General features: G+C 61.0%; 12 protein-coding genes. 7 read left to right on the plus strand and 5 right to left on the minus strand.

All coding sequences use genetic code 11. The features are described from left to right. Positions 1-19 precede the first annotated feature (19 nt). The 5 genes from A3AI_RS0119445 to A3AI_RS0119465 all read right to left on the minus strand — a co-directional run bounded on the left by A3AI_RS0119445 (position 20) and on the right by A3AI_RS0119465 (position 6735). A complete protein-coding gene (locus tag A3AI_RS0119445; protein WP_024517169.1) occupies positions 20-1042 on the minus strand; it encodes a sugar ABC transporter substrate-binding protein in 1023 nt (340 codons plus the stop codon). A 101-nt stretch (positions 1043-1143) separates the two neighbouring features. Continuing rightward, a complete protein-coding gene (locus A3AI_RS0119450) occupies positions 1144-2076 on the minus strand; it encodes an ABC transporter permease (RefSeq protein WP_245286920.1) in 933 nt (310 codons plus the stop codon). A 406-nt stretch (positions 2077-2482) separates the two neighbouring features. Further along, positions 2483-3301: an acetoacetate decarboxylase family protein gene (locus A3AI_RS0119455; protein WP_349509692.1), complete on the minus strand. Its 819-nt coding sequence runs from the start codon at positions 3299-3301 to the stop codon at positions 2483-2485. Between the two features lie 57 nt (positions 3302-3358). After that, entirely contained in the window at positions 3359-4984 is a 1626-nt protein-coding gene (locus A3AI_RS0119460; protein WP_024517172.1) for a hypothetical protein, read from the minus strand. Between the two features lie 818 nt (positions 4985-5802). Continuing rightward, positions 5803-6735 (minus strand): LysR family transcriptional regulator, encoded by a 933-nt coding sequence (locus tag A3AI_RS0119465; RefSeq protein WP_024517173.1) that lies wholly within the window; start codon positions 6733-6735, stop codon positions 5803-5805. Positions 6736-6842: 107 nt separating this feature from the next. Between A3AI_RS0119465 and A3AI_RS0119470 the strand changes: the two genes are divergently transcribed. From A3AI_RS0119470 to benD, 7 genes are read left to right on the plus strand one after another with little or no spacing between them, the layout of a single operon-like run. Continuing rightward, positions 6843-8006 (plus strand): muconate/chloromuconate family cycloisomerase, encoded by a 1164-nt coding sequence (locus A3AI_RS0119470; RefSeq protein ID WP_198030148.1) that lies wholly within the window; start codon positions 6843-6845, stop codon positions 8004-8006. A 3-nt stretch (positions 8007-8009) separates the two neighbouring features. Next, positions 8010-8300, plus strand: coding sequence for a muconolactone Delta-isomerase (catC, locus tag A3AI_RS0119475; RefSeq protein ID WP_024517175.1), 291 nt, complete (start codon positions 8010-8012; stop codon positions 8298-8300). A gap of 56 nt (positions 8301-8356) precedes the next feature. Next, positions 8357-9250 carry a dioxygenase family protein gene (locus A3AI_RS0119480; RefSeq protein WP_024517176.1) on the plus strand — a complete coding sequence of 298 codons (894 nt, stop codon included), beginning with the start codon at positions 8357-8359 and terminating at the stop codon, positions 9248-9250. 49 nt (positions 9251-9299) lie between these two features. Next, positions 9300-10670, plus strand: coding sequence for a Rieske 2Fe-2S domain-containing protein (locus A3AI_RS0119485; protein ID WP_024517177.1), 1371 nt, complete (start codon positions 9300-9302; stop codon positions 10668-10670). Continuing rightward, positions 10667-11191: a benzoate 1,2-dioxygenase small subunit gene (gene benB / locus A3AI_RS0119490; RefSeq protein WP_024517178.1), complete on the plus strand. Its 525-nt coding sequence runs from the start codon at positions 10667-10669 to the stop codon at positions 11189-11191. Before A3AI_RS0119485 ends, benB begins: the two co-directional genes overlap by 4 nt. 32 nt (positions 11192-11223) lie before the next feature. Next, positions 11224-12246, plus strand: coding sequence for a benzoate 1,2-dioxygenase electron transfer component BenC (gene benC / locus A3AI_RS0119495; RefSeq protein ID WP_024517179.1), 1023 nt, complete (start codon positions 11224-11226; stop codon positions 12244-12246). Beyond that, positions 12243-13019 carry a benzoate diol dehydrogenase BenD gene (gene benD, locus A3AI_RS0119500; protein ID WP_024517180.1) on the plus strand — a complete coding sequence of 259 codons (777 nt, stop codon included), beginning with the start codon at positions 12243-12245 and terminating at the stop codon, positions 13017-13019. The genes benC and benD overlap by 4 nt, the downstream gene beginning before the upstream one ends. The last annotated feature ends 1 nt before the right edge of the window (position 13020 follow it).

Consider the following 13020-nt stretch of genomic DNA (forward strand, 5'->3'; position numbering starts at 1 on the left):
GGCTTGTCGTGTCGAGCCGCTATTTCTTGGGCAGCGCAAAACAGTTCGCGCCGCTGGCGTTGCTTTTATCGAGCCAGATCGGACGGGTATAGAACTCGAGGTGTTTGGTGCCTGGCTTATCGCCGGATTCCAAAAGCGTCTCGGCGGCGAACATCAGGTCGTGGCCTTGTTCGGTCGCCTTGTAGCTCAGGAACTTGTAGAAATTGCCCTGATTGACCTGGTCGCAGTCGAGCTGGGAGCCTTCGCCCGACGCATAGACCTTGACCTGGTCGATCTTGCCCGCGTTGCGGATCGCTTGCGCCGCGCCTGATTCCATGATGCCCCAGAAGCCGACGCTGGCGCAAAGGTCCGGATGCTGTTGAATCACGGTCGCGGTGGTGTTGAGCGCAGTGTTGGCGTCCCAGTTCGCGGCCTGGTTGGAAACGACCTTGATGGCCGGATCCTTGTTGAAGACTTCCATGATGCCTGCGACCTGGTCAACGCTGGCGGCAGCGGTCAGTTCGCCCTGAATGATCTGGACCTTGCCCGATTTGCCCGAGCCGGTGCCGCACTCCTTGACGACGTCCTGTGCCAACAGCCGCCCGACTTCGTTCCAATCGGCGCCGACGAAGGCGCCTGACTTGTAGTTGGAGGACATGTTGATCTGGATGACATGGGTGCCCTGGCTTTCGGCGCGCTTCAGATCTTTCATCAGTAGCGTAACGCTGGGGTTCTGCACGATCAGCACGTCCGGCTTCTGGTCGACCAGCGCGGTCAGCGCCTGCTGCATGGCCGAGGGGTTATTGTTGGGATCGCGCACCACATATTTCATTCCGCGCCATTCGGCTTCCTCCTGCACGACGCGGCCCCATTCGTCGGATAGCGGCACGCCGAGCGCGATCGGCAGGTATGCGATGGTCTTGCCCTTGAGCGCCTTGTCGTAGTCGGTGCGCAGTTCGCGCGCGGTCTTGGTGCCGCCTTCCTCCTGTGCCTTCGTCACCAGCGGCAATGCCGCCAACGTCAGGCCGGCGACGACCGCCAACCATTTCCACCTGATTGTCATGAACTCCTCCCTGTGCTTTTGATTTGAAGCGTTTCGATTGCTCCGGTCGGCCGGGCTTTTCTTGATTTTCGGTCTGCCCTAAGTCTCCCCTTGGTCTGCTCTCAGTCTCCTTGACGGGCGGTCTCCTCGTCGCGCGGATGCAGAAAGTTATCGAGCACGATCGCAGCGAGCAGCACGATTCCCTTGATGATATTCTGCACCTCGCTGTTGACGTCCATGATGGTAAATGCGTTCAGCAGCGTCCCGATCAGGACACAGCCCACCACCACGCTGAAGACGCCGCCGCGGCCGCCGACGAGGCTGATGCCTCCGATCACGACCACCAGGACGACATCGAAGATCATCGTTCCTTGCGTGATCGCCATCTGCATGCTGCCCGTCGTGCCAATCCAGACCAGCCCGGCGATCCAGGCAAGGAGCGCCACGATCACATGCTCGAGCACCATCAGGGGTCGCAACGCGATGCCGGACAGACGCGCAGCCTCCGGATTGTCGCCTTGCGCATAGATGAAGCGGCCGATCGAGGTCCGCGAGAGGAACAGATGGATGATCAACGCTGCGACTGCGAACACGAAGATCGGCACCGGCACACCGAACAGCCGGCCGGCGCCGAGAAACATCAGCGCCGGGGCATCCTTCGGCGCGTAAACCACCCAGGCGGGTGCGAACCAGAAGGCGAGGCCGTAGATGACGAAGCCTGCCGCCAGCGTCACAAACAAGGCAGGCGCTTCGACAAAGGCGACCATCACGCCGTTCACGACGCCGATCGTTACGGCAAGGCCGAGTGCGATCATGCAGGCCCAACCGATCGGCATGCCGTGCTGCATCTCAATCAGCGCAATCGACCAGCTCCCGGCCATGATCGCAACCTCGCTCAAATCGATGCCGCGGCTGATCACGATCAGCCCCATGCCAAGTCCGAGGATTCCGAGGATCGAGATGCTGCGCAGCAGATTGAGCAGGTTCGAGAGCGTGGCAAAACCGTTCAAGGTCAGCCCGAAGACGATCACGAGCGCGATCGTGATCAAGAGCACGATCTGTTCCTGCGTCGGCTTTGTCAGTGAAAATCGAAAGCGGGGAGTACTTGCGGGTGCCAACGGAGACTCAACGGCCACGACGCACCTCCCAAGCGCAACGCGTATCCGCGGTGGACAGGGCTGCGACTGTGCCCATCACATCCCTCTCGAATTGTCTTTTGCTTCTGCTCGACTTTCCACGGGATTGAGGCGGACGTCAAATGGCAAATGCAACTGTTGCGATGTCACGGCGGAACCGCGAGCGCAAGCATACTCGCCCGGTCGCGCGAGGCTGCATGCGGCCCGCGCGAATCCGCCCGGCGTGAAGGTTCGCGCGTTTCAAACAAAGTTTCAAAAAATCTCGTGGGGAGAGGTGGATGCGAGTAGTGGTGGGGGCGTGGGTAAATTGAGGGGCCGTGGAGGCCTATGCACGCGTTGTTTCCAGGGCTTTGAGATCCGTCACTGTGTAAGACATTGACCCCCTATAGCCCGCACCAACTCGCGTTGGCGCCAGGTCAGAGATCTCCTCGCCGTCTGCGACAGGCAGCGAAAGGTGACCTTCACCCATCCACACATTAACCAACTGCGTATTGTCCGTGGTGGCGATCACAAGCTCGTGGACTGCCGGATTATTATGTTGGCCGGCAGCCAGGCGTGGAAAATGACGCAAATTGACAATTGGCCGGTTTCCCAGGCCGAGCTTCGATAAGTTCTCCACCTTCTCGGTCAGCTTTACCTCTGCACGCGCCAGCCGTTGGCCAGCCGTCGATGCCGTTGCGGCGAAGCGGGCTCCGGCAACAACCTGGGGACCCGCCAGGTTCGCTGCGGCAAACGTACGGGTGACGTGAACGGCGCCGATACGCTTGGGAAAGCCCTGAATCAGGCCGCGCATCATTGCAGAATCATTGTCGACGAAAATGTACGGACAGAACGCAATGGGTCTTGCGTCATGGAGCGCATCCACGAGGATGAAAAACTCGCGATACTGATAGCGTGCCGGGTCCAGCAGTTCATCGTTTTCACCGGTGAACTGCCAATCGAAGAAGAGCGCGGTGGCATGGCCCGCAGCCGCGGGGTCGGGTGTGAGCCCGTCAGGCAATGTCGTAGCCACGACTGCCGGATCAGCCCAGAACTCGACCATCAGGAAGTCGCCGGAGTAGTGCCAAGGTGGCGGCGGTGCGATGCAAGACAAGCCACGTGGTGACAGCGGTGTTGTGTAAGGCCTCGACATCATTCTCTCCATGCCGGCTCTATTGCCGCGTTGCGCCGTCACTTCGCATCCGGGCCACTTCCGGACATCCTAGGAATTCCGTGGAATTTCGTAGATCAGTGTCGGCTCCATTGTGTCGATCAACGCTGGATCCTGCGGCGGACGCCAGGTGAACAGCGAGAGAGTCAACTTGTCGGGCGTCACATCGATAATTGTGAATCCATTCTTTTCGATCACCGGGAGCTGCTCGTCCGCGCCTATGAGCTCGGAACTGGATGCCTTGATGCCGTGAAAGAAGGAAGGGAACGCGTAATCGCCAGAACCCAGCGTACCCGTGGTGATCGTGTGGACTGGGCGATCGAGGACAAGCGGGCCGCTGCGCTTGATTCGGGTCACGGCCGACGCGTGGTAGTCGCCCTGCACAATGACCGCGGACCGCTGCTTCTGTGTCGAGAGCGCCTTGATGAGCCGCTGATGCTGGCCGAACCAGCCCCGCTGCCACCCCGGCTTTTCCTTGGCAATGGTCAACTCGCCATTGTCGACCACGTCCGGGTACCACTCCCCGAGTTTTCCGGCCGAATGGGAAAACGGCAACGAGGGAATGTGCAGCAGATGCGTCGTATCTTCTTCGGCTGCGGTTCTTTGGACGATCCAGTTTTCGACCCATTGCGGAATCATCCTGGCGTGATCTCCCGCGTAGTCGACCCAGCGACGACAATCGTACATCAGTGCTTCCAGCAAATTGCCGTAGCGAAAGGCACCGAAGCCGGTGTTGGTTCCCGGAGCAAGCTTCGCCCGATCGCCTCCGGGCAACCAGTCCGGCCGGTTTCCGTCGGGCAGAAACTCCGGGTAGTACATGTGCTGGGTCTGCTCGACCCCTGCCGGACCATAGCTGTTGGGCGGCATCGTCGATAGCTCTTCATCGAACTCGTCATTTTCGAAGTTGTCGTGGTCGTCGGTGACAAAGAAGGCCGGGGTCGACCGCAGTGACGTGCCGTACAGGCCGGCTATCTGATAATCTGCCACCGCCTGGAAAATCGCGGCGTTGCGCGGGTGCATCATCGGCAGCGAGATATCGAGGGCGCCGCCGAAACGCGCCAAAAACTTCTCCTGGAGGAATGCGGCGAACGGTTTGTTGAGCCACGTCCTGACATCCCAGTAGATGTGATCGCCATTTGCGAAGACCACATCGGGTTGGAAACCCATGCCGCGCGCGAGCAGGCGTCGCCGGGCTGTCATATCGAGCCAGAGTGTCTTGTCCTTCAGCAACGGCCCGTCAAAGCCGCCGCCACAAGTATAGGAGAGGATGCGCAGTCTTGTCGGTCTCGTGCCGGGAGCGGGAAATGTCTTCAGCGGCCAGGCGTCACACAAGGGCGCACCGTCCGCACCGACGATCCGCAATTCGTATTGCCTGTCTGGCGCGAGGCCGGAAACATCGAAGCGCCAGAACCGTCCCTCATCGTCGGTCCGTTGACCGGTGACGGAGCGTCGATCGATCGACAACAGCGGCGCGCCCTTGAGCGGCGCCTTGAACGAGGTCTTTACGAGGAACCGCTCATGGTTGGCGGTCGGAACGATATGGTTGAGCGGGCCGGCATCCCAACTTGCTCCCCACGCTTCACCAACCGAGAGCAGCCCGACCGCCGATGCGGTAGCGGCGGCACTCGTGTCGGTGATGAATTTGCGCCGGGTCAATTGCCAGAAGCTATTGTCCATTGTGTCCTCATCATTTGAGGAAGCAAATTATGCCTCCGGCGGCTCGTGGCTCGTTATGCGACCCAAGTCCCACGTCCTCAGGCGGTGCACTTTCCGATGTTGCTAAAGCTTTTTTCGCACCGTCACCATATTACATGCCGCCGAGGCAAACCCGTCAAGGATGCCCCTCATCAATCGCAATTGACCGCAGCAGTCATGCCCGCTTTTGGTCAAATTGAGAGGAACTCTGGATGAGCAAATCGCGTCCGCCGTGCCCCATGAACCGACCTCAGCGCGTCGCGCCTTCACTTCGCGTCCGGGCCAAATAGCGGACAACCCGCTCGCCGTCATCAATTTCCGTCGGTTGCCAATCCGTCGTAGCGTGAGAGGCTGAAGCGTCAGAGCATTCTGTCAAAAAAGGTTTGTTCAGGAGGCCGGTCGTGATCGTTCGGCGTTCCGTTGCATCAATCGCCTTGACACTAGCGCTAACTTTCTCTTCTGGGGCTTCGTGCGCAGAGCTTACAAAAGATGAGGCTTACACGATTGCGAGAGATGCATACATATATGCCTATCCCTTCATGATTGAGTACGTGACCGTCCGGCAGGCGGGCAACTACGCGGAGCCGACTGGAATTGTTGCCCAAGCTCCCGTCAATCAGTTCAGTCATGCGCGTGATGGAGTCGGCTTAGGGCCAGCAGACGTCATCCAATCACCTCGTCAGCATTATGAGGGAGGACGGCGGACCGCGACGCCAAGTGCTTTGGCGGTGCCGATGTTGATGGCGAAGTCGAGGGTGTGGGGTCTCGGACCGGTAACTCACGTCGACGAGCTGACAAAGTCATCGTCCGGTGTCGAAACGATGCAGTCCGTCGGGGACGTCGTAGCCCCAGATTTCATACATGCGCGCGATGATATCCGCCATTAAGCCGAGCTCCGGCATCTTGTCGCCAAGACGATAACTCATGATGATCGGCGAGGTCGCGGGCTCGACCAGTCGCTTGTAGCGCACGCCTTCGACGCGCGACTTTTGCACAGAGACGGGAACGATGCAGACGCCTTCTTCGGCGGCGACCAGGCCGACGGCGATCTGGAGTTCGCGTGCCTCATGCGCGATGCGTGGCTCGAGTCCGCGGTCGTGGAAGAGTGCAATCACCTGGTCAGCGTAGCCCGGCCGTGGCGCACGTGGGTAGAGAATGAGGCGCTCGTCCGCGAGCTGTTCGAGCGACACCGGGCCGCTTTGCTTCTCCAAGGGATGATCGATCGGCAATGCCGCCATCAAAGGCTCCTCGCGTAGTATTATGCGCCGGACCTCGTCGTCATCGAAGCGCACGCGTCCGAAGCCGATGTCGATCCGGCCTTCCTTCAGGGCGCCGATCTGCTCGAGGCTGACGAGCTCGACAAGGTGGAGCTCGACCTCCGGCGCCGCTCGTCGAAATTCTCGGATGAGTTCGGGTAGATGCCCGTAGAGCACCGAACCCACGAAGCCGATGACGAATTGCCTTTTCTCGATCTTGAGTGCGCGCTTCATCATCGTGCGCATCTCTTCGACGCGCGACAGTACCTGGACGGCCTGTTCGTAGAAGAGCCGCCCCGGTTCGGTGAGCCTCAATGGCCGCGACGAGCGATCGATCAGTTCGGCTCCGACCTCGCCTTCGAGTTGCTGGATCTGCCGGCTCAGCGGCGGTTGTGCGATGTGCAGCCGGTCAGCCGCGCGCGAGAAGTTGCGCTCGTTGGCCAGGGTCACGAAGTAGCGGAGCTGCCTTAGGTCCATAACAAACTATACCTTTAGGGTATAATTTGTAAACCCAATCGGTCTTTGCCGTCTCCGCCGCCTGCATCTAGTTTTCAGCCAAGAAATGCGAATTCGAGGATGCGCCGGTGACGATAAAAGCTACCCAGATCGATACCTTTATTGTCGATATTCCGACGATCCGTCCGCACGTGCTCGCCATGGCGACCATGCGGAGCCAAGCGGTCGTCCTGGTACGGATCACTTGTGCCGACGGAATTGCCGGCATCGGGGAGGGGACCACCATCGGTGGCCTGAGCTACGGCAACGAAAGCCCCGAAGGTATCAAGCTTGCCATCGACACCTACATCGCGCCGGTTCTCAAGACCTGCGACGTTTCGAGGGTGGCCGAAGCGATGGCAAAGGTCGGTCGCAGCGTCGTCGGCAACCACATCGCCAAGTGCGCGGTCGAGACGGCATTGCTCGATGCTGCCGGTAAGCGACTGGGCGTGCCTGTCTCCGAGTTGATCGGCGGAGGGCGCGTACGCGATCGCCTGCCAGTCGCCTGGACGCTCGCAAGCGGCGACACTGCGCGAGATATCGAGGAAGCCGAGGCGATGATCGAGGCCAGGCGGCATTCGATCTTCAAGCTGAAGATCGGCAAGCGCAGCGTGGTCGACGACGTCGCGCATGTCGCGGCGATCAAAAAGGCACTCGGTGACCGCGGTAGCGTCCGCGTCGACGTCAATCAGGGGTGGGACGAGGCGCAGGCCGACGTCGGGATGAAGATGTTGGCCGACGCCGGCTGCGACCTGGTCGAGCAGCCGATCGCGCGCGACGCGCTTTGCGCCATGGCGCGTCTCTCAGCCCGACACGCTATCCCGCTGATGGCCGACGAAGCGCTGCACGGTCCGCGCGATGCCTTTCGCGTAGCGGCAGGCGCCAGCGCCCGCGTGTTTGCCGTGAAGATCGCCCAGTCGGGCGGACTCCATCCCGGTCGCGACGTTGCCGCCATCGCCGAAGCCTCGGGCATCGGTCTTTATGGTGGCACCATGCTCGAGGCCGGCGTCGGAACGGCAGCTTCCGCCCATCTCTTTGCGACGTTTCCCCAGCTTGCGTGGGGCACCGAGCTGTTCGGTCCCTTGCTGCTGACGGAGGAAATTCTCACCGAGCCACTTGATTACGCCGATTTCTCGTTGGGCGTTCCGATCGGTCCCGGCCTCGGCATCGAGCTCGACGAGGAAAAGGTCGCTCGATTCCGCCGGGATCGGACGGCGCCGACCTTGCATGTCGTCGCGGCGAGGGGAGCTTGAATCATGCTGACGATGGTCGAGATGAACGTCCGCATTCCACTCGATTTCGACAGGGAAGAAGCTGAGCACCTCAAGGCGCGCGAGAAGGAGCGGTTTCGGGAACTGCAGCGCGCCGGCAAGTGGCGCCACATCTGGCGCGTGGTCGGTCACTACGCCAACGTCAGCATCTTCGACGTCGAAAGCAGTACCGAGCTTCACGACATCCTGACTGGGCTGCCGCTCTATCCCTTCATGGAGATGAAGGTGACGCCACTCTGCAGGCACCCGTCCTCACTGCACGACGACGACCGCTGAGACACTTCGAACGACCAACGTCCGCACAGCGGACCTAAAGCCAAGGGAGAGACGACATGGATACGAGCTTCGTGAAAACCCCCGAAGTCCAGGCATTGCTCGACAAGGCGGCGGGCCTTAATCAAAGCGGCGGGAATTCTCGTCTGAAGGCGATCGTTCGCGACATCGTCGAGGCCGGTGCGGAAATCATCGTTCGGCACGACATCAGCGAGGACGAATTCTGGGGCGCCGTCAACTTCCTGCAGAAGGGTGCGCCGGAATTCGGCTTGCTGGTACCGGGCTCGGGACTCGAGCACTTCCTCGATCTGTTCATGGACGCGAAAGACGCGGAGGCCGGTCGCACCGGCGGCACGCCACGCACCATCGAGGGACCTCTCTACGTGGCGGGCGCTCCGCTCGAGGAAGGCGACGTCAATCTGACCAAGGATTCGGACGAGACCGGCAGCCTCTACATGAGGGGTCGCGTCACCGGTCCGGACGGCGAGCCGGCCAAGGATGCGATTCTGCACGTTTGGCATGCCAACTCGCAGGGCTGGTACTCGCATTTCGATCCGACCCGCGAACAGACGCCCTTCAACAATCGCGCCCGTATCAAGCTCGGTCCCGACGGAAAGTATTCATTCCACTCCAAGATGCCGAACGGCTACTCCGTGCCCGAAGGCGGCGCGACCGACACGCTGATGAAGGCGATCGGCCGTCACGGTCATCGGCCGGCGCACGTGCACTTCTTCATCGAGGCGCCCGGGTACCGGAAGCTGACGACCCAAATCAATTTCGGCGACGATCCGCATGCGGCCGACGACTTCGCCTTCGCCACCCGCGACGGTTTGCTGCCGCTCCCGCAGCGCCAGGGCGACACCGCCTACATCAACTTCGACTTCCAGCTGCAGCGCGCCGCCAGCGGCACCGATGAACACCTTTCGAGCCGACCACGCGCCGAGGTCGCGTGAGCCCCGCGCACAGCTGACGCGATAACGAAAACGAAGAGGAGAGGAAGCGATGACGACACTTCTGGAGCGTATCGACGGCGCGGTGGTCGAAGACAGGCAGCTCGGACTATTCCGCTGCCGTCGCGACATCTTCACCGATGTCGAGATGTACGAACTCGAGATGGAGCACATCTTCGAAGGCAACTGGGTGTTTCTGGCGCATGAGAGCCAGATACCTGATAACAACGACTACTTCAGCACCTGGATCGGCCGCAAGCCGATCATGATCACCCGCGATAAGTCGGGCGAGCTCCACGCCATGATCAATGCCTGCGCGCATCGCGGTGCGATGCTCTGCCGGCGCAAGCACGGCAACAAGGGTAGTTTCACCTGTCCCTTCCACGGCTGGACCTTCAGCAATACGGGTAAGCTCCTGAAGGTCAAGGATGGCAAGACCGGCGACTATCCGGCTTCGTTCAATACTCACGGTTCGCACGACCTTGCGAGAGTCCCACGGTTCGAAAGCTACCGGGGATTCCTGTTCGGCAGCCTCAATCCGGACGTCGTGGCGCTCGAAGAGCATCTCGGCGGCGCGAAGGCCGTGATCGACCAGATCGTCGATGGAGCGCCCGACGGCATCGAGGTGCTCCGCGGAAACTCCTCCTACATCTACGACGGCAACTGGAAGCTTCAGATGGAGAACGGTGCCGACGGCTACCACGTTAGCTCCGTCCACTGGAATTACTCGGCGACCATGGGCCATCGCAACTATGAGACCGAGGGCACCAAGACGGTCGACGCCAACGGCTGGTCCAAGAGCATAGGCGGCGTCTACAGCTTCGAGAACGGCCACATCCTGCTCTGGACCAACCTGCTCAACCCCGAGGTTCGGCCGATCTTCAACCACAGGGAAGCGCTCGAAGCGCGCCTCGGCAAGGACCGCGCCGGCTTCATCGTCGGCCAGACCCGCAATCTCGGAATCTATCCAAACGTCTATCTCATGGATCAGTTCTCGACGCAGATCCGAGTGGTGCGGCCGATCAGCGTCGACCGGACCGAGGTCACCATCTACTGCTTCGCGCCCAAGGGAGAGGACGCGAAGGAGAGGGCGATCCGTATCCGTCAGTACGAAGACTTCTTCAACGTCTCCGGTATGGGCACCCCGGACGACCTCGAGGAATTCCGCGCGTGTCAGACCGCTTACGTCGGCGCCGGCGAACTCTGGAACGACCTCAGCCGCGGTGCCGTCCATTGGATCGATGGTCCGGACGAGAACGCCAAGGCGATCGGGCTGAAGCCGCTTTTGAGCGGCGAGCGTAGCGAGGACGAAGGCCTGTTCGTCCGCCAGCACGAATTCTGGGCCAGGTCGCTGCGCGAAGCGATCTTACGGAACGGCGGCGACACGCTCGGTGTCGTCTCGATACAGGGAGAAGCGGCATGACCCTCGCAGTCGCAAATGCTGTTGCGCCCGCCGCCAAGTTCGACATCGAGCAGGTTCGCGCCTTTCTCTACCGCGAGGCGCGCCTGCTGGACGATCGTCAGTGGGACGAATGGATCAAGCTCTATTCGCCCAAAGCCAGCTTCTGGATGCCGTCTTGGGACGACGACGACCAGCTCGTCGAGGATCCCGAGCAGCACGTCTCGCTGATTTACTACCCCAACAGGGAAGGTTTGGAAGATCGCATCTTCCGGATCAAGACCGAGCGCTCCGGCGCCAGCACGCCGGAGCCGCGCACCAGCCACAACATCTCGAATATCGAGATCGTGGAGGAGCGCGACGGCGAGCTCCACCTGCGCTTCAATTGGCACACGCTGAGCCACCGCTACAAGAAGACCGACAGCTTTTTCGGCACGGCATTCTACACGCTGGATACCGGTGGAGATGAGCCGCGGATCGTGGCGAAGAAGGTCGTGCTCAAGAGCGACTACATCCACCAGGTCATCGACATCTATCACATCTGACGCCGCTCGTCGGGATCACCGGAGAGTAGAACATGACTTATCGCGTAGCACTCAATTTCGAAGACGGAGCCACTCGCTTCATCGAATGCAACGATGGCGAGAAGGTCCTCGACGCGGCCTACCGAAACAAGATCAACCTGCCGATGGACTGCTCGGACGGGGTCTGCGGCACCTGCAAGTGCCGCTGCGAGCAGGGTGAATACGATCTCGGCGACGAATACCTCGAAGATGCCTTGAGCGAAGCGGAAGCCGGAGAGGGAATGGTGCTCACCTGTCAGATGGTGCCTTCCTCGGACTGCGTCATAGCGGTACCCGTTCCGTCCAGCGCGTGCAAGGTAAAGCCCGCAGAACATGGCGGGGAGGTAAGTTCGGTCGAACTCCTCTCCGACAGCACCATCATCCTCAAGCTCAAGCTCGACAGACCCGACGCGCTGGGATTCCTTCCAGGCCAATACGTGAACCTCACGGTACCCGGGACCAGCGAACATCGCTCCTACTCCTTCAGTTCGAAGGTAGGAGCGGCTGAAGCGAGTTTCCTCATCCGCAACGTGCCGGGCGGTTTGATGAGCGGCTGGCTCGCCAACGAGGCCAAGATGGGCACCAGGATGAAGTTTGTGGGTCCGCAAGGGAGCTTTTTCCTGCGCGCAGTGGACCGTCCGGTCGTGATGCTCGCCGGTGGCACGGGACTCGCGCCCATCCTGTCGATGCTCGAGGTTCTCGCGGACCGGGGCACCGATCAGCCGGTGCACCTGATCTACGGGGTCACCAACGATGGCGATTTGGTAGAGATCGAAAGGATTGAAGCACTTGCCAAGCGAATATCGACCTTCACTTGGGCGACCTGCGTCGCCAATCCAGACAGCGCGCATCCTTTGAAGGGCTATGTAACGGCGCATCTTGCGGACGAACATCTCAACGCCGGGGACTGCGACGTCTACCTGTGCGGTCCGCCACCGATGGTCGAGGCGGTGCGGGTCTTTTTCACGGAGAAGGGGGTGAACCCCTCGCATTTCTACTACGAGAAGTTCTCCGCGACCGAAGCGGTGGCGGCATGATCTTCACCGATCGCTTCGCCGGAAAGACGCTCGTCGTGACTGGTGCCGCTCAAGGCATCGGCCGGGCCGTAGCGTTGCGAGCCGCTGCCGAGGGTGGAAACGTTTTCTTCGTCGATCGAGCGGACTTCGTTGGTGACGTCGCGTCGGAAGCGGGCGTTCGGGGGCGTGGCTTCGTATGCGACCTCGAAACCTACGAGGGTGCCGCAAAAGCGATGGGCGAAGCGGTCCGGTGCTTCGGCGGCATCGACATTCTCATCAACAACGTCGGCGGCGCGATCCGCATGCGACCCTACGACCGCTTCGAGCCACAGCAGATCGAGGCGGAGATCCGCCGCTCACTGATGCCGACGCTCTGGTGCTGTCATGCGGCGCTTCCTCACCTCATCGTGCGGGGAGGGGGCACGATCGTCAACGTCTCGTCGAACGCGACGCGAGGCATCCATCGCGTACCCTATTCGGCAGCGAAGGGCGGGATCAATGCCGCCACACAGAGCCTGGCGATGGAATACGCCTCGCGCAATATCCGTGTCGTCGCCACCGCACCCGGCGGCACAGAGGCGCCCCCACGACGCGTCCCTCGCAACGCCGATGGCGACACGCTCGACGAGCAGGAGTGGATGGCCGAGACGGTCGAACAGGTTAAAGGATCCAGCTTTCTCAAGCGCTACGGCACGATTGACGAGCAGGTGGCGCCGATCCTGTTCCTGGCCTCGGACGAAGCGAGCTACGTCACTGGCAGCATTCTGCCGGTGGCGGGAGGTGACCTCGGATAGA

It is taken from the genome of Bradyrhizobium sp. Tv2a-2 (assembly GCF_000472425.1).
Taxonomy (GTDB): Bacteria; Pseudomonadota; Alphaproteobacteria; order Rhizobiales; family Xanthobacteraceae; genus Bradyrhizobium.

Bases quoted from the DNA above. Each gene is read 5' to 3' on its own strand.
- A3AI_RS0119480 (WP_024517176.1), top strand. From the start codon at position 8,357: ATGGATACGAGCTTCGTGAAAACCCCCGAAGTCCAGGCATTGCTCGAC.
- benB (WP_024517178.1), top strand. From the start codon at position 10,667: ATGACCCTCGCAGTCGCAAATGCTGTTGCGCCCGCCGCCAAGTTCGAC.
- benD (WP_024517180.1), top strand. From the start codon at position 12,243: ATGATCTTCACCGATCGCTTCGCCGGAAAGACGCTCGTCGTGACTGGT.
- A3AI_RS0119460 (WP_024517172.1), bottom strand. From the start codon at position 4,984: ATGGACAATAGCTTCTGGCAATTGACCCGGCGCAAATTCATCACCGAC.
- benC (WP_024517179.1), top strand. From the start codon at position 11,224: ATGACTTATCGCGTAGCACTCAATTTCGAAGACGGAGCCACTCGCTTC.
- catC (WP_024517175.1), top strand. From the start codon at position 8,010: ATGCTGACGATGGTCGAGATGAACGTCCGCATTCCACTCGATTTCGAC.
- A3AI_RS0119445 (WP_024517169.1), bottom strand. From the start codon at position 1,042: ATGACAATCAGGTGGAAATGGTTGGCGGTCGTCGCCGGCCTGACGTTG.
- A3AI_RS0119465 (WP_024517173.1), bottom strand. From the start codon at position 6,735: ATGGACCTAAGGCAGCTCCGCTACTTCGTGACCCTGGCCAACGAGCGC.
- A3AI_RS0119455 (WP_349509692.1), bottom strand. From the start codon at position 3,301: ATGGAGAGAATGATGTCGAGGCCTTACACAACACCGCTGTCACCACGT.
- A3AI_RS0119485 (WP_024517177.1), top strand. From the start codon at position 9,300: ATGACGACACTTCTGGAGCGTATCGACGGCGCGGTGGTCGAAGACAGG.